The 20,767-nt window shown below is 68.6% G+C and carries 22 protein-coding genes; 7 read left to right on the top strand and 15 right to left on the bottom strand.

Features of this window, described 5'->3' with window-relative positions; translation table 11 throughout:
• Positions 1-134: 134 nt before the first annotated feature.
• Both OG300_RS01465 and OG300_RS01460 read right to left on the bottom strand, forming a co-directional pair.
• Positions 135-716 (bottom strand): TetR/AcrR family transcriptional regulator, encoded by a 582-nt coding sequence (locus OG300_RS01465; protein ID WP_405491308.1) that lies wholly within the window; start codon positions 714-716, stop codon positions 135-137.
• A gap of 2 nt (positions 717-718) precedes the next feature.
• A complete protein-coding gene (locus OG300_RS01460; protein ID WP_405491306.1) occupies positions 719-1,210 on the bottom strand; it encodes an SRPBCC family protein in 492 nt (163 codons plus the stop codon).
• A 53-nt stretch (positions 1,211-1,263) separates the two neighbouring features.
• Between OG300_RS01460 and OG300_RS01455 the strand changes: the two genes are divergently transcribed.
• Complete coding sequence (locus tag OG300_RS01455; protein ID WP_405491304.1) at positions 1,264-2,316, top strand: LLM class flavin-dependent oxidoreductase; 1,053 nt, start codon at positions 1,264-1,266, stop codon at positions 2,314-2,316.
• Between the two features lie 64 nt (positions 2,317-2,380).
• Here OG300_RS01455 and OG300_RS01450 read toward each other — a convergent pair whose 3' ends face one another.
• From OG300_RS01450 to OG300_RS01420, 7 genes are all read right to left on the bottom strand, one after another.
• Positions 2,381-3,256, bottom strand: coding sequence for a lysophospholipid acyltransferase family protein (locus tag OG300_RS01450; protein WP_405491302.1), 876 nt, complete (start codon positions 3,254-3,256; stop codon positions 2,381-2,383).
• An 81-nt stretch (positions 3,257-3,337) separates the two neighbouring features.
• Positions 3,338-4,186, bottom strand: coding sequence for a GNAT family N-acetyltransferase (locus OG300_RS01445; RefSeq protein WP_405491300.1), 849 nt, complete (start codon positions 4,184-4,186; stop codon positions 3,338-3,340).
• 300 nt (positions 4,187-4,486) lie between these two features.
• Positions 4,487-5,521, bottom strand: coding sequence for an S-adenosylmethionine:tRNA ribosyltransferase-isomerase (locus OG300_RS01440; RefSeq protein ID WP_405491298.1), 1,035 nt, complete (start codon positions 5,519-5,521; stop codon positions 4,487-4,489).
• Complete coding sequence (locus OG300_RS01435) at positions 5,518-6,207, bottom strand: SDR family NAD(P)-dependent oxidoreductase (protein ID WP_405491296.1); 690 nt, start codon at positions 6,205-6,207, stop codon at positions 5,518-5,520. The genes OG300_RS01440 and OG300_RS01435 overlap by 4 nt, the downstream gene beginning before the upstream one ends.
• Positions 6,208-6,266: 59 nt before the next feature.
• Positions 6,267-7,028, bottom strand: coding sequence for an ABC transporter permease (locus tag OG300_RS01430; RefSeq protein WP_405491294.1), 762 nt, complete (start codon positions 7,026-7,028; stop codon positions 6,267-6,269).
• Positions 7,025-8,044 (bottom strand): ATP-binding cassette domain-containing protein, encoded by a 1,020-nt coding sequence (locus tag OG300_RS01425; protein ID WP_405491292.1) that lies wholly within the window; start codon positions 8,042-8,044, stop codon positions 7,025-7,027. Before OG300_RS01425 ends, OG300_RS01430 begins: the two co-directional genes overlap by 4 nt.
• A 135-nt stretch (positions 8,045-8,179) precedes the next feature.
• Complete coding sequence (locus OG300_RS01420; RefSeq protein WP_405491290.1) at positions 8,180-9,475, bottom strand: NAD(P)/FAD-dependent oxidoreductase; 1,296 nt, start codon at positions 9,473-9,475, stop codon at positions 8,180-8,182.
• Positions 9,476-9,588: 113 nt separating this feature from the next.
• Here OG300_RS01420 and OG300_RS01415 point away from each other — a divergent pair, with 113 nt between their 5' ends.
• The gene (locus tag OG300_RS01415; RefSeq protein ID WP_405491288.1) at positions 9,589-10,446 is read left to right on the top strand and encodes a LysR family transcriptional regulator; all 858 of its coding nucleotides are present in this window, start codon (positions 9,589-9,591) and stop codon (positions 10,444-10,446) included.
• A gap of 28 nt (positions 10,447-10,474) precedes the next feature.
• Here OG300_RS01415 and OG300_RS01410 read toward each other — a convergent pair whose 3' ends face one another.
• Entirely contained in the window at positions 10,475-10,972 is a 498-nt protein-coding gene (locus OG300_RS01410; RefSeq protein WP_405491286.1) for an SRPBCC family protein, read from the bottom strand.
• Complete coding sequence (locus OG300_RS01405; protein ID WP_405491284.1) at positions 10,969-11,754, bottom strand: SDR family NAD(P)-dependent oxidoreductase; 786 nt, start codon at positions 11,752-11,754, stop codon at positions 10,969-10,971. Before OG300_RS01405 ends, OG300_RS01410 begins: the two co-directional genes overlap by 4 nt.
• 78 nt (positions 11,755-11,832) lie before the next feature.
• Here OG300_RS01405 and OG300_RS01400 point away from each other — a divergent pair, with 78 nt between their 5' ends.
• Together OG300_RS01400 and OG300_RS01395 are read left to right on the top strand one after the other, a co-directional pair.
• A complete protein-coding gene (locus tag OG300_RS01400; RefSeq protein ID WP_405491283.1) occupies positions 11,833-12,423 on the top strand; it encodes a TetR/AcrR family transcriptional regulator in 591 nt (196 codons plus the stop codon).
• Positions 12,424-12,647: 224 nt separating this feature from the next.
• A complete protein-coding gene (locus OG300_RS01395) occupies positions 12,648-13,085 on the top strand; it encodes a DUF1707 domain-containing protein (protein ID WP_405491281.1) in 438 nt (145 codons plus the stop codon).
• A 3-nt stretch (positions 13,086-13,088) separates the two neighbouring features.
• Here the strand turns inward: OG300_RS01395 and OG300_RS01390 are convergent, their stop codons facing one another.
• From OG300_RS01390 to OG300_RS01375, 4 genes are all read right to left on the bottom strand, one after another.
• Positions 13,089-14,033, bottom strand: a complete 945-nt coding sequence (locus OG300_RS01390) for an aminoglycoside phosphotransferase family protein (protein WP_405491279.1) — start codon at positions 14,031-14,033, stop codon at positions 13,089-13,091.
• An 86-nt stretch (positions 14,034-14,119) separates the two neighbouring features.
• The gene (locus tag OG300_RS01385; protein ID WP_405491278.1) at positions 14,120-14,953 is read right to left on the bottom strand and encodes a hypothetical protein; all 834 of its coding nucleotides are present in this window, start codon (positions 14,951-14,953) and stop codon (positions 14,120-14,122) included.
• 187 nt (positions 14,954-15,140) lie between these two features.
• Positions 15,141-16,100 (bottom strand): electron transfer flavoprotein subunit alpha/FixB family protein, encoded by a 960-nt coding sequence (locus tag OG300_RS01380; RefSeq protein ID WP_405491277.1) that lies wholly within the window; start codon positions 16,098-16,100, stop codon positions 15,141-15,143.
• Between the two features lie 37 nt (positions 16,101-16,137).
• Positions 16,138-16,923: an electron transfer flavoprotein subunit beta/FixA family protein gene (locus OG300_RS01375; protein ID WP_405491275.1), complete on the bottom strand. Its 786-nt coding sequence runs from the start codon at positions 16,921-16,923 to the stop codon at positions 16,138-16,140.
• A 191-nt stretch (positions 16,924-17,114) separates the two neighbouring features.
• Here OG300_RS01375 and OG300_RS01370 point away from each other — a divergent pair, with 191 nt between their 5' ends.
• Genes OG300_RS01370 through OG300_RS01360 form a run of 3 tightly spaced genes read left to right on the top strand, consistent with a single transcriptional unit; the run spans position 17,115 to position 20,685 of the window.
• On the top strand, positions 17,115-17,897 hold the full coding sequence (locus OG300_RS01370; RefSeq protein WP_405491273.1) for a class I SAM-dependent methyltransferase: 783 nt from the start codon (positions 17,115-17,117) through the stop codon (positions 17,895-17,897).
• The gene (locus OG300_RS01365) at positions 17,894-19,426 is read left to right on the top strand and encodes a 1,4-alpha-glucan branching protein domain-containing protein (RefSeq protein ID WP_405491271.1); all 1,533 of its coding nucleotides are present in this window, start codon (positions 17,894-17,896) and stop codon (positions 19,424-19,426) included. The genes OG300_RS01370 and OG300_RS01365 overlap by 4 nt, the downstream gene beginning before the upstream one ends.
• Positions 19,423-20,685, top strand: coding sequence for a glycosyltransferase family 4 protein (locus OG300_RS01360; protein WP_405491270.1), 1,263 nt, complete (start codon positions 19,423-19,425; stop codon positions 20,683-20,685). The genes OG300_RS01365 and OG300_RS01360 overlap by 4 nt, the downstream gene beginning before the upstream one ends.
• The last annotated feature ends 82 nt before the right edge of the window (positions 20,686-20,767 follow it).

The raw sequence follows: 20,767 nt of genomic DNA, 5'->3' as shown, positions 1-20,767 counted from the left end.
GATGCGGCGAAATCCAACGTCGTCCCTGGCGCGCCCCTCATGCGCCGCGGGCGATCTGGGTACCGGTGGCTCTCCGCCGATCGACCACCGATCAGCGGAGAGCCACCGGCGAAACAATTGCCGCAGTGGCGAGATCAGCCTCTTTTCGGCACCGCGGCTGTCAGGAGAGCTTCGAGTTCCGCGGCGACCTGATCGAGCGGGTCCATGGTGCGGGTGACGCGGCACAGGACGATGGCGCCCTCGATGGCCGAAAGGGTCAGATTGGCAAGGCTTTCCGTACGGGTCGGCGGAATGCCTGCGGCGGCGAGGGAGGTGGCGAGGGCGGTGCGCCAGCGGATGAGGATTTCGGCGACCTCGGGGTGGAGGGCGCGGTCGTCCTCGGTGCCGCCGACGGCCACCGCGATGGCGGGGCAGACGGCCTGGAAGTCTCCGGCGGAGAGCAGTTTTCGCCAGAATTCCACCAGGCGGCGCAGTGCCTGTTCGGGGCTGTCGGACGCCGAGTCCTCGATGAGGGTGGCAATGGCGTCGGCGGCCAGGCCGAGGCTTTCGCTGAGCAGTTGGCGGCGGCCGCCGGGGAAGTGGTGGTAGACCGAGCCGCGGGGCGCGCCGGTGCGGGCCAGAACGGCGTCGATGGTCACTCCGGCGGAGCCGCGTTCCCGCAGCAGGGCCACACCGCCCAGCAGCATGCGGCGTTTGGTCTCACCTCGGACGGCCACGGCTAGGCCTCCGCGGCCGCTTTGACGGCGGTCAGGTTGGCGCGCATATTGCGTTCCCACTCCGTCAACCGATTGGCGACGATGCGGGCCTCCTTGTCCGGCATGGCGGTGATGGCCACGTTCAGGCCCGACGGCCCGGGACCCATGCGGCCCCACTGCCGCACGATCACGCCGGAGCTGCCGGGGTCGATCTCGAAACCCCAGGTGGCGCTGACACCCTGCGGGCCGTACACCGCCCACACCCAACGACGTTCCGGCTCCACCTCGACGACCTCGCACTCCGTGCTCCACGCGCCGAGCGCGCTGTGCTGATTGGTGCCGCAGAACTTCGCACCCAGCTCGACGTGGTCCGCGCCGCCGAGCCATTCGACGGTCTCGAGTTCCTCGGAGACCCGCGACGGCAGTGCGATATCGGTGATCAGCGCCCAGGCCTGCGCGGGAGTACACGAAACCCGTTCGGAAACTTCGACGGTCGGTTGGTCGCGGTAGCGCACGGTGAGCCTTTCGGGGTTCCCAACGAGACTTTCTATGGTCTATAACATAGAACATGGTCGAAGTGGATTCCAGCCCGAAAGCGCTGCAGGTCGGCGTCGTCATCGAACCCCGCCTGCCGGGCGCGGCCGAATTCGCCGTGGAGGCCGAGAAACTCGGGGTCTCCTCACTGTGGGTGCCGGAGGTGTGGGGCTACGACGCCCTCACCGGGCTCGCATACCTGGCCGCCAAGACCACCTCGATCGGCTTGGGCACCTTCGTCGTTCAGCTCGGGTCCCGCTCCCCCGCGCTGCTGGCCACCTCGGCGCTGAGCCTGCAGGAGCTCTCCGGCGGGCGCTTCAAACTCGGCATCGGCGTCTCCGGGCCGCGTGTCATGGAGGGCTGGCACGGGGTGCGATTCCGCAAACCCGTTGCCACCACTCGCGAAACCATCGAGATCCTGCGCATCATCAGCCGTGGTGAACCACTGAGCTACGACGGGGACGTCTACCAACTCCCGCTGCCCGACAGCGCCGGACGCGCCCTGCGGCCACTGGTCGCCCCTCGCGACGTGCCGGTCTACGTCGCCTCCATGGGCCCGGCCAACCTGCGACTCACCGGTGCGGCCGCCGACGGCTGGCTCGGCAACGCCTTCATCCCCGAGGCCGCCGGAGTCTTCCTCGACCCGCTGCGCGAGGGCGCGCAATCCGCCGGGCGCACCCTGGCCGATCTCGACCTGGTCGCCCCGGTCGCCGTCGAATTCGCCGACGACGAAGCCGATGCGGCGCAACGCATTCGACGCCACGCCGAGGGCTACGCCTTCACCATCGGCGCGATGGGCGCGGCCGGACGCAACTTCTACAACGAGGCCTTCACCCGCCTCGGCTACGGCCCGGCGGTGGAACGGGTCGCCGAACTCTGGCAGTCCGGCAATCGCGACGAAGCCCGCCGCGCCGTGCCCCTCGAACTCGGCAGCCACACCAACCTGGTCGGCTCACCGGACACCATCGCCGACCGCGTCACCCGCTACCGCGAAGCCGGAATCTCCACCCTGCTCGCGAAGATGGAAACCCCGTTCGAGGACCAAATCGTCACGCTGCGCAGACTTCTCGACGTGGTGAACGCCTGACAGCACGCGAAAACCGCCCCGGCCACCGGGGGAAGACGGTGTGCCGGGGCGGTTTTCGCGGCTACTACACGGTCGCGGACGGAACCTCGACCGCGGCCTGACGGACCGCGCCGGTGCCGATCGCGGCGATGTTCTCCGAGCCGTGGATGACATCGGTGAAGGCGCGCTCGGTGGCATCGTCCTCGATGGCGCGCGCACAGCGGCGAGCCAGCTCGAAGCGGTCGGAGCCGGGAGTCTCGAGCGGCTGCAGCACGATCTCGGCCACCACACCGCGCGAGCGCAGCACCCGCTTGATGGAATCGCCGAGCGAGTCGACGCCGACGAACCCTGCGACCGTGGACAATTCGCCGGTCCGGTCCAGGTAACGCAGCCGGATCGGCTGCACCGCGACACCGGTGTCGACGGCCGCCTGGAACAGCGCGGGACGCAGGCTGCCGTGCGCACGACCGCACCAGGTGGTGCCCTCGGGGAAGAACCCGATGCGCTCACCGGCGGTCAGGCGCGCGGCCATGGTGGCGATGACGTCGGGCAGCGCGCGCAGGCGTTCGCGTTCGATCGGGATGACGCGGACCTTCTTGGCGATATTGCCGAGCATCGGCCACTCGACCAGGTCGGCACGGGCGACGAAGCTGGTGGGCTCCACCACGGTCAGCGCGACGATATCGGTCCAGCCGATATGCCGAGACGCCACCAGGACGCCGCCCTCGGGAACCTCGGGGCCGCGGTTGTCGACGATGCGCACCCGAATTCCGCAGCAGGCCAGCAGGGCTCGCGCGTAGTGACGCTGCAGGGTGGGACGGCGCCGCGCGGGCGTCGCCAGACGGGCGAACGGGAAGCTGACCAGCACCCCGGCGACACCGGTCAGGCGGGCGAGCACCCGCAGCGTGCCGGCCTCGTCGGGCGAGTCGACACAGGAAGCGCCACAGGGGCTATGCGGCATCCAGGAGTGTGCGTGTGCCGGTGCGGGAGGACAGTCCAGTCCCGTGGCGGCGGGCGAGAGCAGTGCGGGCATCATCGGGCATCACCGTGCGTCCAGGCTGTTGGCCGCGCCCTGCAGGCGCTCCAGGTAACGGGTGTTGATGGTTTCCAGACCGAGCAGCGCCACGAAATCGGCGACCGCGAAGTCCGGGTCGTGTGCGGGCTCGCCGCAGATCTGGGCACCCAGCCGCAGGTAGCCGCTCAGCAGCGGCGGCAGCTTCGGGCGGGCGGGAGCGGTCAGCTCGTCGAGGGTGCGGCCCTCGACGACCACCGGGTTGTACGGGCGCACATGGCGTTCCGTCTCCAGTGCGTGCTTGCGCAGCAGCATGTCGCGGACGCCGCGCACGTTCACGCCGGGCTCGTCCTCGGGATTCATCCGCATCGGGACCGATACGCAGCCCATCACCCAGTCGTAGCCGGTGAGCTGGATGTAGTGCAGGATGCCCGCCCACATCAGGGTGAGCACCGAACCGTTGCGGTGATCGGGCACCACGCAGGCGCGACCCATCTCGACGATCCGGTTGCCGGCGGGATCCAGTGCGGCCAAATCGAATTCGGTGGCGCTGTAGTAGCCGCCCGCGGCGGTCACCTTGTCCGGCGGCAGCATGCGGTAGCAGCCGACGAACTGCTCGGTGAGCTCGTCGCGCACCAGCAGGTGGTCGCAGTGATCGTCGAAACGATCGGCGTCCATACCGGTTCCGTTGTCGGGGATGGTGAATCCCGGCTCGTTGGCGAACACCTGGTAGCGCAGCCGCTGCGCGGCCTCGCGGTGTTCGGCATCGGAGGAGACGACCAGCGAGTACTGGGAGCGTCCCGTCGTGCGCGGCGCGACAGGGGCGGGTGCGGAACCAGCGGTGAGCAGGCTGGAATTCGACGCTGCCGTGGTGGTCATGGCTTGATCAAGCCAGTCCCAGAATGCATCGGGGCGAAGGTCGGATTACCTGCCGATGCCAGTCCGGTGAACGCGACAAAGACCGCCCCCGGAGTTCATCCGAGCGTCTATAAACGTTCCCTACCAGGACAAACGCTCGTATCCTGGCTGGGTACCGACGCCCTCGAGAGGGAGCTTCACACCCCTGCACGAGCGGTCGTGACGAGCGGAAGACGTTAGCGTACGCCCCCATTCCGAAGCTTGCATCGACCGGGGTCCAATTCTGGAACGATGCCCTTCAACTCGAGTGGGAGCGGCAGGTCATCTCCGGAAAAGCAGCGCGGTGTCACCGAATTCGTGCCACAGATATCCCGAGTCGAGCGCCGCCGCGTACGCCTCCCGCACCACCTCGGCCCCGGCCACCGATTCCAGCAGATGCAGATGCGATGCCCCCGGCGCGTGCCATCCGGTGATCAGCCCGTCCACCGCCCGGGCCGGACGGTCCCCGTCGAGCACCAGATCGGTCCAGCCCGCCCGCGCCCGCACCAGACCCGTGGCGGCCGTGGCGGATTCGAGGGCGCGGGTCACGGTGGTGCCCACCGCCACCACCCGGCCGCCCGCCGCGTGCGTGGCATTCACCAGCCCGGCCGTCATCTCCGGCACCGCGAAGCGTTCGGGACTCGGCGGCTCACCGGTCTCCGGTGAGGACACCCCGGTGTGCAGCGTGATCGGCGCGAGGCCCACCCCGCCCGCGACCAGCTCGGTCACCAGGGCGGCGGTGAAAGGCCGCCCGGCGCTGGGCATTTCCGCACTGCCCGGCTCGATCCCGAAGACGGTGCGGTAGTAGGACGCCGACCAGCGCTGCGGCACATACGAATAGGTGATCGGACGGCCGTACGCCGCCAGTAGCGCCCGCACCTCGGTATCCACCTCGGCGACCCACAGCCGGGTCCCGCCGGGCAGCCACGGTTCGCGCAGGACGGCGGCATGACCGTCCGGAAGCGCCACCCGGACATCGGATTCCAGCGCTTGCCCGCCCCACGGCGTCCCGCGCGGATCGCGCACCTCGACCACCCAGCGCCCGTCGTCCAGCCAGGTCGAGAAGTGCAGCACCGCCGCCGCACCCCGCACCGTCACGTCCAGGGCGGCGCTCAGCATCGCCGAATTGTTCACCACCACAAGATCTCCGGGCCGCAGATACGAGCCCAGTTCCCGGAAGCGGGCATGCGTGACCGTTCCGGCGTCGCACACCATCAGGCGGACTTCGTCGCGCGCCAGCCCCCTGGCCTCCGGCGGACTGGTCGCCGAACGGTCCGCGGGCAGCCGGAACTCGACGGTGTCGGTTCCGAGGGTCATGACGCCACCGGCACTTCCGAAGCGAGATAGCGGCCGCTCGGTGGTCGCGAGTGGAACAGTCGCAGCAGCGCGGGCACCACGGTCTCCGGTTCGGGGCGATCGGAGATGTCTTCGCCGGGGAAGGCCGCCTGATGCATCTCCGTGCGCATATCCCCCGGATCGACGCTGTAGATGTGCAGCGTGGGTTGCTCGGCGGCAAGGACATTGGTGAGCTGATCGAGGGCGGCCTTGGACGCGCCGTAGCCGCCCCAGCCCTCGTAGCCGCCGATCGCGGCATCCGAGCTGATATTGGCCAGCACCCCGTCGCGCTCACGCAGCAGCGGCAGGGTCAGCTGGATGACCGCCAGGGGCGCAATCACATTCGTGTCGAGCAAGGCGGCCAGCTCGTCGAGGGGATAGTTAGCCAGCGGCGGCAGCGGGCTCGGACCCAGGGCGCTGGCATTGTTGACGACCAGATCCAGCGGACCGGCCCCGATCGCCTGAGCCAGGAGTTGCCGGTGCGCGGGATCGGCGATATCGCCCGCGACGACGGTGGCTCCGGTGGCGGCCTGGACTTCGTCGAGGCGGTCCTTACCGCGAGCGGTGAGGATCAGCTCCCAATCGTGTGCGGCCAAGGCGAGCGCCAGCGCCCGCCCCAGCCCTGCTGATGCCCCGGTGATCAGGGCTCTCTTCTTGTTCTCGGACATACCGCCATGGTTCAACCTGAACCTCAGTTCAGGTCAAACGTCTTTCACCCACAGCGATATCAGGCGTTCTCCTTGGCGAAGCCGCGAGCCCCGATGGTCATCAGGATCAGCGCCAGCGCGACCGTCACGGCGGTGCCGACGTACACGTCCGAGGAACCCAGATCGCCGCGGAACAGGGCACGGGCCGCGTCCACGGTGTGCGAGAACGGATTCACCTTCGCGATGTTCTGCAACCAGGCCGGGCCCAGCGTCATGGGCAGCAGGATGCCCGACAGCAGCATGATCGGCACCGAGAAGGAGTTCAGCACCGAGGCGAGGGTGGATTCCTGCTTGGCCCACAGGCCCAGCGCGTAGGAGGCCGACGCCAGTCCCGCCGACATCACCGCGATCAACGCGATCGCCAGCACGGTACCCAGCGGGGCCGGGCGCAGCCCGAACGCCGCCATCGCCACCGCGATCAACACCGAGGCCTGCACGATCAGCAGCGTCACATCCTTGAGGACGCGGCCGACCAGCAGTGAACCGCGCGCCGCCGGGGTGACCCGCTGCCGTTCCACCACGCCCGCCCGCAGCTCCGACACGATCGAGAAGCCCGCGAAAGCCGAACTGAACAGGCCCAATTGGATGATCAGCGCGGGCGTCAGAATCTTCCACGGATCTGCCTCCGGGCCCAGCGAGGGCGCGATGCCCTTCACCAGCGGGCCGAACAGCACCAGGTACAGGACCGGCTGCGCCAGCCCGATCATCACCCAGACCGGGTTGCGCAGGTTGGCGCGCAGCTGCGCCCAGTAGATCAGTCCGGTGTCGCGCAGGAAGGTCATGACCGGTCTCCTTCACGGAGGGAACGCCCGGTGAGCGTGAGGAATACGTCGTCGAGGCTCGGTCGCTTCACGGTCAGCGAGCCCGGGGTGATGCCGCGCGCGCCGAGCGCCTGCAACAGCGGAACCACCGCGGCGTCACCGTGTTCCACCGTCAGGTGCACGAGAGACTTTCCGGCATGGCCGTTCTCGTTTCCGGTGGTGAGACGCTGCCGGACGTCGAGGACCTCGTCGGCGATCCGCAGTGCGAGTTCCGCGCTGTCGCTGGCGATTTCGAGGCTGATCACGTCACCGGAGATGCGGCGCTTGAGCTCGTCCGGGGTGCCCTCGGCGACGATGGCGCCGTGGTCCATCACCAGGATCCGATCACACAGCGCGTCGGCTTCCTCCAGGTAGTGCGTGGTCAGCACGATGGTGGTGCCCTCGTCGCGCAGCCGCCGGATGTGATCCCACAGGTTGGCGCGGCTCTGCGGATCCAGGCCGGTGGTCGGCTCGTCGAGATAGACCAGGGTGGGGTGGTGCACCAGGCCGAGCGCGATATCCACCCGGCGGCGCTGACCACCGGAGAGCTGTCCGCACTTGCGGCCTTCGAGGCCGTCGAATTCGAGGGCCTTGGCCAATTCCGCGGTACTGCGCCGTGCTTCGTCCTTGGACAGCCCGAAGAGCCGGGCCTGCAACATCAATTCGTCGGCGACCAGTTCCAGTTCATTGGTCGAACCGCCCTGCGGGACATAGCCGATGCGGGAGCGCACGGTGCGCGCTTCGGTGCGCAGGTTCGCGCCGACCACGGTGGCCTCGCCCGCGGTCGGAGCCAGCAGCGTCGAGATCATCCGCAGCGTAGTGGTCTTGCCCGCCCCGTTCGGACCGAGCAGACCGATGATCTCCCCGGGGCGCACCTCGAAGTCGATCCCGGAGACCGCCTGCACATCACCGGTTTTGGTTCGGAAGGTCCGTGCCAGCCCGCGTACCCGGATCACCGGTTCGGCGGGCCCACCGGAACCGGGAGTAGTCGTTTCCACCCGACCAACGTAGGAACAACCCTCGATCCGCGCCAGCCTCCGGCCATATCCGCACCCGTGCGCAGTGACCTCCACCGTGCACGAACGAGCCGCCCGGGCAGGGGCCGGGCGGCTCGTTCGGTTCGGGTCGATCGGTCAGGCCGCTACTTTTTCCCGCTTGGAATTCTTTGCGGCGGTGTCCTTCTGGACCTCGGCGAAGCCGGGGCGGCCACTGCCGATGAAGGCGACCAGCCAGGAGAAGACGGCAGCGAAGCGGTTGCGGAAGCCGACCAGGTAGAACAGGTGGACCGCCAACCAGGTGAACCAGGCCAGCAGACCGCCGAACTTCACCTTGTCGTTGAGCTTGGTGACGGCGCTGAAACGGCTGATCACCGCCATGCTGCCCTTGTCCCAGTAGACGAACGGGGTGGCGGCCTGCTTCTTGCCGCGAATGATGTCGGCGACGTGGCGGCCCTCCTGCATGGCCACCGGCGACTGGCCGGGGTAGCCGTTGAGGAAGGTCATGTCGCCGATGGCGAAGATGTCGGCGTGCCCGCCCACGGTGCAGTCCGGGTTGATGAGAAGCCGTCCGGCACGGTCGGTCTCACAGCCGGTGGCCTCGGCCAGCACCTGCGCGAACGCACCGGCCGACACGCCCGCCGACCACACCACGGTCTCGGCGGCGATACCGCGCTCCACCCCGTCCTTGCTCTTGACGGTGACCTTGCCGTCCTCGATATCGGTGACGAAGGTGTCCACCAGCACCTCGACGCCGACGCGGGTCAGCGACTCCCGCGCGTACTCCGACAGGTTGCCACCGAACGGGGGCAGCACCACACCGGCACCCTCCACCAGGGTGACCGTATCTTCCTGGTGGTAATACCTTTTCGCGAGTTCCTTCAGCTGTCCGGCGACCTCGACACCGGTCGCACCGGCGCCCACCACCACGAAGCTCAGCAACCGGCGGCGGGTTTCGGGGTCCGCGTCCTTGGCCTGCTCGAACACCCGCTGGATCTGCGCGCGCAGCGCCTTCGCGTCGTCGATGGTCTTGAGCGAATAGGTCTTGTCCGCGAAATCGTCACGGCCGAAATAGGACTGGCTCGCACCGGTCGCGGCGATCAACTTGCCGTACCGAATCTTGCGCGGCCCGTCGGCGGTCTCATAGGTCACCACCGCGTTGGCGGCGTCGATGGCGGTCACCTTGCCCAGGCGCGCCTCGCCGTTGCGGTGCTTACGGATGATGTTGCTGATGGGCGGCGCGATCTCGTCCGACGCCAGCACACCGGTCGCAACCTGGTAGAGCAGGGGCTGGAATAGGTGCTCGGGCGTACCCGAGATCAAGACGTACCGGACCCCCGACTTGTTCAGCTGCTTTGCGGCGGCAAGACCACCGAAGCCCGAACCGACGATGACGACATCTGCGGTTTCGATGCCCGCCTCCACGTTGTACATGACTGCTCCCTTCTGTCATGACTAACCGTGATTCGGAACGCTCTTGTTCCAGGGGTCAGGGCGCATAATCAAGATGACTCTTATCTACGTTGATCATGAATGGGAGATGTGCCGTGGAGCTGCGCCAACTCGCCTACTTCGTCGCGGTGTGCGAGGAGCTGAGCTTCAGCCGGGCCGCGAGCCGCTGCTTCATCTCGCAGTCGGCAATCAGCCACCAGATCGCCCGACTCGAACGCGACCTCGGCGTGAACCTGTTCGAACGCTCGACCCGCTCGGTCGTCCCCACCGACGCGACCACTCGGCTACTTCCCCTTGCGAAGCAAATGCTGAGTCTGGAATCCGCCATTCGCGCAGCTGTACGGGCCTCCGGGCCGCGCATTCGCTTGGCCGCCAATATGAGCTTCGCAACTAGATCGCTGTCCGCGATCGCCGGTGCGCGCGAGGCGCATCCGGGCGCGGAGATCGAATTCGTCATCAAGCCGTTCCGGCAGCGCATCCAGGCGGTCGCCGACGGGGACTGTGACCTTGCTCTCATCCGGGGGTCCGTCGACCAACCCGGACTCGAGGTGGAGAAGCTCTGGGTCGAGGATCTCGTCCTCGCCACCTCCACCGCGCACCCGCTCGCCGGACGCGACAGCGTCACCCTGACCGACCTCGGCGCGTACCCGCTACTACTCCCGCCGGAATCGGATCAGGTGCTGCTGCACAATGTCGTGCGCGCCGCCTTCGCGGATCTGCCGACCGGTCCGGCCTACGGTCCGCCCATTCCCCTCGACCACACCGCGACGATGGAGTTGATCAACCGGCCCGACGCCTGGACCATCCTGTACGCCGACAGCCAGACCGAGGGGATCGCGACGCTGCACCTCGCCGGGCATCCGCTGCGCATCCCGGTTTCGGCGGTCACCCGCAGCGACGGCAGGCGCTCGCCGATCCTCGATACCCTGCTGGCCGCGCTGCACTGCTCGTGAAACCCGCACGCGGTGGGGCGAATACGAGCTAGCGGTGCGGGTGGGCGGTGGCGTAGGCCGCCAGGCCCGCGGCGAAAGAATCGAACATCGGGGCCAGGACGCGGTCGGTGAACAGGCGCTCGATCGGGCGCAGTGCGGGGACCGGATCGAGGTGCACCTGCCAGGTGAGGGCGCAGTGCCCGGCGTCCAGGGGTTCGAAGGCGATGTCCTCGATCATGCGGTGGGCCAGGCCGATCGACATGGCGTCGGAGCTGAAGGCGAAGCGGCGGCCGGGTTCCCAGGCCAGGAAGCGTTCGCGCACGGTGATCCAGCGCAGGTGGATGTCGCGGATCGCGCCGGGACCGAACGGCGGCGGCGAGTGCCAGGTGGTGGCGCGGTAACCCTGCGCCCATTCCCGTTGCCCCTCACCGGTTGCCAGGACTTCGAAGGTGCGCTCCGCTGAGGCCGCGACCGTGCGATCGGTGCGCAGGTGCACGCGCATGGCGTCGATATCGGTGAGCCCGCTCGGGTGTCCGGCGAACATCATTTCGCGGCAACCAGATTGCGGGTGACCCGGATCGTGGTGCGGCGAGGCAGCATTCGGGGCAGCCGGGCCGAGAGCCGGTTGACGAAACCGGAGACCGCGCTCGGGGGCGGAGTGCGGCGATCCAGGGCGCGCAGGGCGGTGGCGACCACCTGCTGTGGGGTCTGACGGCTGCCGACGCTCGCGGATTCGCCTGCGATATCGAAGAATTCAGTGTCGGTCGCGCCGGGGCAGACGGCGACCGCGGTGACGCCGGAGCCTTCCAGTTCACCCCAGAGCGCCTCGGTGAACGACAGTACGAACGCCTTCGTCGCGCCGTAGACCGCCATGAACGAGATGGGCTGGAACGCGGCGGTCGAGGCGATGTTCACGATGACGCCGCGGTCGCGGGTGACCATGCCGGGCAGGACGGCGTGCGTGAGTTCGGCCAGCGCGGCCACATTCACCGCGATCTCCTCGCGCACCCGCTCGGCGGTGTGGTCGGCGAGCGCGCCGTGCGAGGCGAATCCGGCGTTGTTGACCAGAATGCCGACCGGATTCAGCGGGTCCGCGAGCACGGCGGCGACGCGGCTCACCTCGGTGGGCACCGACAGGTCGGCGGCCAGGACCCGGACCGCCACACCGTGTTCGGCGTGCAGGCGGTCGGCGAGTTCGCGCAATCGGGATTCGCGGCGGGCGACCAGGATCAGGTCGCAGCCGCGTTCGGCCAGGGCGGTGGCGAAGGCCAGGCCGATGCCACTGCTCGCGCCGGTGACGAGGGCGGTGGCCGGATGCCAGTTCTGCATGTCTCCTCCTAGGTGAACAGGTGTTCAGCTATGTATAGTGAACAGCTGTTCAGTGATTCCTGTCAAGGAGGAGATTCCATGCCGCAGGCCCGCCAGCGCCGAACCCGCGGAGAAGGCGACCAGCTGCGCGGCGAACTCGTCGCCGCCGCCATCGACCTGCTGCTGCAACCCCAGGCACTGCCGACCCCGTCGCTGCGCGCCATCGCCCGTAAGTCCGGCGTCGCCCCCAGCGCGGTCTACATGCACTTCGACTCCCAGGACGCCCTCGAATACGCGGTCACCGCCGAGCTCTTCGACCGCCTGCGCTCCACCCTCGACGCCGCCGACCCCGTCGACGCCGCACCTGCGACCCGCCTGCGCGCCCTGCTCGACGCCTACCTCGACTGGGCCGAAAACCAGCCCGGCGCATACCAATTGCTCTTCGAACGCCCCGACCCGACCGACAGTGCGGGCACGGGCCCCGGCCTGGATCTCCTCGACCGGCTCGCCCAGACCCTGCCCGCCTCAGCCCGATCGGACGCCCCCACCCGCGCCATGCAGGTGTGGTGCGCCATCCACGGCGTCGCCTCCCTGCGCATCCACAAGCCCTCGGCGCCGTGGACCCGGACCGCCGGATCCGACGCCTGGGCGCTGGTCGAACGTGTCGCGGGATTCGCCGACGCCGACTGACCGGGCCAACAGCGGACTCCCCCAACGGATTCGACCGATTTCACAGAACCCAGCCGCCGGGCGGGAGAGGCCCGGATCACCGCCGCGGCTGCCGACGACTGCGCCCGCGGATCGGAACGCCCGCGCGGACTCGAGCCGAGCTGTCACCGTGACGGCATCGAGGAAGCCGCGGGGACATGCGGATTCGAGCGGCGGCGGGCGGGAAATCGTCCTACGCTGTGGCCGTGGGGAAAGATGACATGCGGGCATCCGACGCGGACCGCGAGCAGATCGTGAACAGGCTCCGGCTGGCCATGGACGAGGGGCGGATCTCGCTGCACGAGTTCGATGAGCGGTTGCAGCACGTGTATTCGGCCAAGACCTACGGGGAACTCGAGCCGGTGCTGTCGGATCTGCCCGCACGGCGCGACAAGCGCAAGCCGGGGGACGTGGCGCGGCAGCTGGAATCCGGCGGGAACATACCGACCTGGGTCAAGATCATGTGGACGCCCTGGGTTTTCGTCAGCCTGCTGACCGTGCTCATCTGGCTGGCCACCGGGGCCGGATACTTCTGGCCGTTCTGGGTCGCGGTGCCGTGGGGGTTGGCGCTGTTCATCCCCACGACCATCGGCGTCCTCACCCAGCGCGATGCCAACCGCCGCAAGGGACGCCGGGCCGAGTAGCGGCTACCGCGACAGGGCCTGCGCCACAGCCGAATGCAGGCGCAGGTCTTCGGGCTCGTCGTCCTGAAGCGCCCAGGCGATCTCCTCCATTGCGCGCATGAACGCCCAGCCCTGCGCCCGCTCCGGCGAAATCTCCAATGCCGCTGCCGTCCGCTCGACCACCACGTGCGCGTGCTCGGCCGTCGGGTCGCTCTGCACCTGGATCATCACCAGGAATCCGGCGTCGAAGGCGGCTTCGCCCAGGTATGGCTTCGGGTCGATGAGCAGCCACGGTTCCCGGTGCGCCGCAACGATATTGCCCAGATGGGTGTCACGGTTCACCACCAGCAGCGGACCGTCGGGCACCGCCAACTCCACACACCACTGCACGGCGCGCTCACGCAGCGATTGCGGAATCACCTGGGCCAGTTCGGGTTCGGGCTCGTGGAACAGCCGAACCCATTCGGCCACCATGCCCGCGGCCTCGGGCAGAGCCGGATATCCGTCGGGAATCACGTCCGGCTCCCGGCGCAGCCGCCGATAGATCGCACACGCCGACTCGATCTTGCCGACATTCTCCGGACGACCTTCGAGGCTCGGGAAGCCCGGCTGGTGCAGCAGTTCGGTACCCGGGCGAGCCCATTCGAGCAGCATCGCCCCACTCGCGGAATCGAATTCGTAGAGTCGCACCGCGCCGTCACCGTCATAGGCGACGAGTCCGGCGGGCTCCCCCACATTCTCCTCGTCGACAACCGGCACCTTCAACACCGCCGCCGACCCGTCGGAGCGCCGCACCGGAGCGACCCAAGAATGCGTGCCGCCCCCGAAGCTGTCCCCCACGACCTCCAGATCCCAAGTCCCGCAAAGCCTGTCCACAACCTGGGGCAACTCGCGCAACCACCGCGGCCCCCGTTCCCCGAAGCTCTCGGCGATATTCGCGGCCACATCCGGCGGAAGGCTGATCGGCATGCATCCAGCCTGCCCGAATCCGAACCGGCCACGCGAACCGGCCCCTCCGGTGGCAACGGTCACCGCATCGGACCGTCCGCCCAACCTCAGCCGAGGTCGGCGCTCTTCTCCCACACGCCCGGCTCCCCGACGACCGCTCCACCCTCGACCTCGTCGGCCCCGGGTACGGACTCTTGATCGCTGCCCACAGGCACCGACGACATCCCGGTCTCATCCTCGGATGGCCCAGATTCGTCGGCCGCCGTCGTCGAAACAGCCTGCACCGCACTATCTCCCAGCGCGGCGGCAGCGATGGTCGCGTCCAACGCGACGGCGACGTCCGAGGCGGCAACGGTTTCCGGCACCGTGGCGGCTTCCGGCGCGGTGGCGACCGCCATCTCCTGGTCGATGACGGTCGCCGTCCCCGGTGCTGCGGGCGCGGCGGTTTCGGCGGGTGCGGCTCGAGGTGGTTCCGGGAGCGCGGTCTCGTGGACGGTGCGCCACAGGTGGGTGCGCCCGTCGGTGATCAGCGCGGCCGTCACGGTGCGCTGCTGCATACGGACCGTTCCCAGCCGGTTCTCCGCGACGAAGCGGACCAGGATCAGCTGGCCGCTGCGGGCGAGCTCCTGAGCTTCGGAAACCTCGATTTGCAGGCCCGCCAGCGCGTTTCGAGCCGACCAGATCCCGGCCAGGAACGTCTCGCGATCCACCGCCTGGCCGGTCGTCACGACCGAGGTGAAGCGCTCGTCGAGGGCGCCGGAGATCCGGTCGAACACCTTGGGCGGGGCGTCGGTTCCCAGCCATTCGGCCAGGTCGAAGTGCAGGGCGGCGACGATCTCGGTCAACTCGGCGCTGTCCGCACCGGAAGCCGCTGTCTCGACAGCCTGCTCGGCGGGAGGCTCCTCGGCCCGCCGTCGCCGAGGATCGAATCGCCCACGCACCGCGCAAGCGTGCCCGACCCCCGCCGCCCAGGCAAATTCAACCGGCGAGCCGAATCGCACCTGGTAATCCTGCATAAGGGCACCCCCGCCCCGGCCCGGCACCGTGCACAAACCCGGTCGCACGAAAGGAAACGTCCCCCGGCCGCGAGGGCTGGGGGACGTTTCAGTGCGTTGCCGCGGAGGTCACTCAGCCCTTGTGGGCCTTGACCGCCTCGGTCAGCTGCGGGGCGACGTTGAACAGGTCGCCGACGATGCCGAAGTCGCTGATCTCGAAGATCGGGGCCTCTTCGTCCTTGTTGACGGCCACGATGGTCTTCGAGGTCTGCATGCCCGCGCGGTGCTGGATCGCGCCGGAGATGCCCAGGGCGATGTACAGCTGCGGGGAGACCGTCTTACCGGTCTGGCCGACCTGGAACTGACCCGGGTAGTAGCCGGAGTCGACGGCGGCGCGGGAAGCACCGACGGCGGCACCGAGGGCGTCGGCCAGCGGCTCGACGACCTTGCCGAAGTTGTCGGCCGAACCGACACCACGGCCACCGGACACCACGATCGCGGCCTCGGTGAGCTCGGGACGGTCGCCGCCCACGTTCGGCTCACGCGAGACGATCTTGGTGACGCCTTCTTCCTGCGCGGGGACCTCGACGGCCACCTTCTCGCCGGCGCCGGCCTGCGGGGCCGACTCGATGGCGCCCGGACGGACCGAGATCACCGGGACATCGCCGGTGGCCTTGGCGTCCACGGTGAACGCGCCACCGAAGATGGAGTGCTGCGCCGAGCCATCGGCGTTGACCGCGATGACGTCGATGAGCAGACCGGAACCGATGCGGGCGGCCAGGCGACCCGACACCTCCTTGCCGTCCGCGGTGGCGGCGACCAGGATCGCGGCCGGGGCGGCGGTCTCGGACAGACCGGCGAGAACGTCGACCTTCGGGGTCACCAGGAAGCCTTCGGCCTCATCGGATTCCGCGACGTAGATCTTCTCGGCACCGGCGGCGGCCAGGGCGTCGGCCAGCTTGTCGGCGGTGCCGGGGACGGCGACGACGACGGCGGCCGGGGTGCCCAGGGCACGCGCGGCGGTGAGGAGTTCGGAGGTGACCTTCTTGGGGGCACCCTCGGCGTGCTCCACGAGCACGAGTACTTCTGCCATTGTTCTTTCTCCTGAAGTTCGTTGCGCTCGAGGGGCTTTAGATGATCTTCTGGCCAACCAGGTAGGTGGCGATCTGCTTGCCGCCCTCACCCTCGTCGACCGTCTTCTCACCAGCCGTGCGCGCCGGCTTCGGGGTCACACCGGTCACCTGGGTGCCGGCGTTCGCAACGCCCACGGTCTCCGGGTCGACGCCCAGATCCGCCAGGGTGAAGGTCTGAACTTCCTTCTTCTTGGCGGCCATGATGCCCTTGAAGGAGGGGAAGCGCGGCTCGTTGATCTTCTCGGTGACCGAGACGATGGCCGGGAGGGTGGCTTCCAGCTTGAAGACGCCCTCATCGGTCTCGCGCTCGCCGGTGATGCGCTCACCGTCGACGGTCAGCTTGCGCAGGTGGGTCAGCTGCGGCAGACCCAGGTACTCGGCGACGATGGCCGGCACGGCGCCCGCGCGACCGTCGGTCGCCTCGTTGCCCGCGATGACCAGTTCGATGCCCTCGATCTGGCCCAGTGCGGCGGCCAGGATGTACGAGGTCTGCACGGCGTCGGAGCCGTGGATAGCGTCATCCTTGATGTGGATGGCCTTGTCGGCGCCCATGGACAGCGCCTTGCGGATTGCCTCGGAAGCCCGTTCCGGACCGGCGGCCAGCACGGTGACCTCGCCGCCCTGCGCCTCCTTGATCAACAGCGCCTCTTCGACGGCGCGCTCGTTGATCTCGTCGAGGATGGCGTCGGCCGCCTCGCGGTCGAGGGTGTAGTCACCGCTGGTCAGCTTGCGCTCGGACCAGGTGTCGGGAACCTGCTTGATCAGTACGACGATGTTCGGCATTGGTCTTCGTCGACCTCCTGTTCTGGTGGCACTGGGGTGGCGGTCGTACGAGTTCCTCCGTACGTCCACATAAGTAGCTCGTCGGGGAGATTACCCTACGTTAAGTTACTCGTGGGTAACTTAGTGTGTGAAGTTCTTCATCGGTCTATCCGGTCGCCGCTGTGATATGGGCAACCGCTAACGTCGGAACCATGAGCGAGGCCGTGACACCCATGGAAAACCCCACCGATCCCCTGCCTTTGACCGGTGAGCGAACCGTGCCCGGAATCGCCGAGGAGAACTACTGGTTCCGTCGGCACGAGATCGCCTACGTGCGACTGCTCGACCAGTGCGCGGGCAAGACCGTGCTCGAGGCGGGCAGCGGAGAAGGCTACGGCGCCAATATGATCGCCGAGGTCGCCGCGCAGGTCACCGGCCTCGACTACGACGACAGCGCGGTCGCGCACGTGCGCGCCAAGTACCCGCGGGTGGAGATGATCCAGGGCAACCTGGCCGACCTGCCGCTGGCCGAGGGCTCGGTCGACATCGTGGTGAATTTCCAGGTGATCGAACACCTTTGGGATCAGTCGCAGTTCCTGCGGGAATGCCTGCGGGTGCTGAAGCCCGGCGGCAAGCTGCTGATCAGCACGCCCAACCGGATCACCTTCTCGCCCGGCCGCGACACCCCGCTCAACCCTTTCCACACCCGTGAACTGAACGCCGCGGAGATGACCGAGCTGCTCGTCGACGCCGGATTCCAGGTCGAACTGATGGCCGGAATCTTCCACGGGCCCGAACTCGTTGCGCTGGACCGCAAGTGGGGCGGGTCCATCATCGACGCGCAGATCGAGCGCGCGCTGGCCGGGGAACCGTGGCCCGCCGACCTGGCCGCCGACGTCGCCGCCGTGCGCCTCGAGGACTTCGAACTGGTCGCCGCCGCCGACCGCGACATCGACGCCAGCCTGGATCTGGTGGCCATCGCGGTGAAACCGTGAGCGAGGCGAAAACCGCGGTGCCGGGCCAGTTCACGCTGGTTCTGCATTCGCATCTGCCGTGGCTGGCGCATCACGGGCGCTGGCCGGTCGGCGAGGAATGGCTCTACCAGTCCTGGGCCGCGTCCTATCTGCCCGTCGCCAAGGTGCTGAGAACGCTTGCGGCGGAAGGTCGTTCACACCTGCTGAGCCTGGGCATCACGCCGGTGCTGGCCGCACAGCTCGACGATCCGCACTGCCTGCGCGGCATGCACCACTGGCTGGGCAACTGGCGGCTGCGCGCCGACGAGGCGTCGATGGCGGGCAACACCGCGCTCGGCGCACACGAACATCGGCTCGCCACAGCGGCTCTCGACGATTTCGAGACCCGCTGGCAGCACGGCGCGTCACCGGTGTGGCGGGAGCTGATCGACGCCGACGCCATCGAACTGCTCGGCGGGCCGCTGTCGCATCCGTTCCAGCCGCTGCTGGATTCGCGCCTGCGCGAATACGAACTGGTCGAGGGTCTCGCCGACGCGCGCGCCCGCTGGGGCCACACCCCGGCCGGGATCTGGGCACCCGAATGCGGGTTCACCCCCGGCATGGAGCGCACCTACGACGCGACCGGGATCAGCCACTTCATGGTGGACGGGCCCGCGCTGCGCGGCGACACCACGCTGGGGCGACCGGTGTGGGATTCGGATGTGGTGGCGTTCGGGCGGGATCTGGCCGTCAGCTATCGGGTCTGGTCGCCGAAATCCGGGTACCCCGGGCAGCCTTTCTACCGTGATTTCCATCACTATGATCACGCCACCGGACTCAAGCCCTCCCGTGTCACGGGCAAGACGGTCTCGGGTGCGGACAAGGCCCCTTACAACCCGGAACTGGCCGCCGCCGCGCTCGAGAAGGACGTCGCGGACTTCGTGGCGACCGTGCGGGAACGACTGATTTCAGAGTCGGAACGCATCGGTCGGCCCGCGCTCGTGGTCGCGGCATTCGACACCGAACTGTTCGGGCACTGGTGGCACGAGGGCCCGGCGTGGCTCGAACAGGTGCTGCGCGCGCTGCCCGAAGCGGGCGTCACCGTGGGCACGCTCGCCGATGCGCGAGCCCGCGGCTACGTGGGCGAACGCGTCGAATTGGCCGACTCCTCGTGGGGTTCGGGCAAGGATTGGCGGGTGTGGGCCGGCGATCAGGTCAGCGATCTGGTCGAGCTCAACGCCGAGGTGGTGCGGCTGGCCCTCGACACCCTCGACAAGATGCGGGTGGACGCGAGCGGCCTGCGCGATCCGATCGCCGACCAGCTGCTGCGGGAGGCCATCCTGGCCGTCTCCAGCGACTGGGCGTTCATGGTGTCCAAGGATTCGGCCGCGGGCTACGCACGTGACCGAGCCCATGAACACGCCCACGCGGTGCGCGAGATCGCTACCGCGGTAGCCGCCGGGCAACTCGCCAAAGCGGGTCAGTTGGCGGCAGGATGGGCAGCGGCCGACGGACTCTTTCCAGCGCTGGATGCGCGACGGCTCGGCCCCGCTTCAGAAGGACCCCAATGAAGATTTTGATGGTGTCGTGGGAGTACCCACCCGTCGTTGTCGGTGGGCTGGGCCGCCACGTACATCACCTGGCCACCGAGCTGGCCGCCGCCGGGCACGAGGTCGTGGTGCTGGCGCGCCGACCCATGGGCACCGACGCCACCACCCACCCGACCCACTCGTTCATCGAGGAGGGCGTGCTGGTGGTGGCGGTGGCCGAGGACCCGCCCGCGTTCGACTTCGGCGAGGACATGCTGGCGTGGACGCTGGCCATGGGACACGCCATGGTGCGTGCCGGGATCGCCCTCGACAAGCCCGGCATCGGTGACGGCTGGACGCCGGACGTGGTGCACGCGCACGACTGGCTGGTCGCGCACCCGGCCATCACGCTGGCCGAATACTACGACGTGCCTTTGGTTTCCACGATCCACGCCACCGAGGCCGGTCGGCACAGCGGCTGGGTTTCCGGCCGGGTGAACAAGCAGGTGCATTCGGTCGAATGGTGGCTGGCGCACGAATCCGACGCGCTCATCACGTGTTCGGAGTCGATGAAGGACGAGGTTCGCCGCCTCTACGGTGCCGAGAAGGTCCCGATGACGGTGATCCGCAATGGAATCGACGTGGGCGCGTGGACCTTCCGCGAACGCGCCCCGCGTTCGGGTCCGCCGCGCCTGCTCTACGTCGGCCGCCTGGAATACGAGAAGGGCATCCAGGACGCCATCGCCGCCCTGCCCCGCATCCGCAAGGCGCACCCCGGCACCACGTTGACGGTCGCCGGTATCGGCACCCAATTCGATTGGCTGCGTGAGCGCGCCCGCACCCACCGCGTCGCCCGCGCCGTGAACTTCGTCGGCAAACTCGACCACACCGACCTGCTCGGCTGGCTGCACAGCGCCGACGCCATCGTGCTGCCCAGCCGCTACGAGCCCTTCGGCATCGTCGCCCTGGAAGCCGCCGCCGCCGGCACCCCCCTGGTCACCTCCACCGCAGGCGGCCTGGGCGACCTCGTAACCGACGGCGTCACCGGCGCCTCCTTCGAACCGGCCGACGTGAACGGCCTTGTCGAAGCAGTGAATTCACTCCTCGACGACCCGGCCGCCGCCCAGGACCGAGCCTGGTCCGCCCGCGAACGCCTGACCGCCGACTTCGCCTGGGACGTGGTGGCGCAGGAAACCGCCCTGGTCTACCAGTCCGCCAAACGCCGAGTCCGCACCCCCCTGGGCCGCCCGGTCATCGCCGAACGCCCCCTCCCCGAACGCGACCCGAACCAGCCTTACTAGTCCGACACGCCCGGTCTGCCCGATTTCCCAAGGGGCACCTCTGCGCCTCGAATTGGAACAAGTTCTAATTCGAGGCGCGGCT

The sequence above is a fragment of the Nocardia sp. NBC_00511 genome, from assembly GCF_045161165.1.
In the GTDB taxonomy this organism is placed as follows: Bacteria; Actinomycetota; Actinomycetes; order Mycobacteriales; family Mycobacteriaceae; genus Nocardia.
Note: the sequence above shows the minus strand (reverse complement) of the source record. Positions and strands in the feature narration are given on the sequence as shown.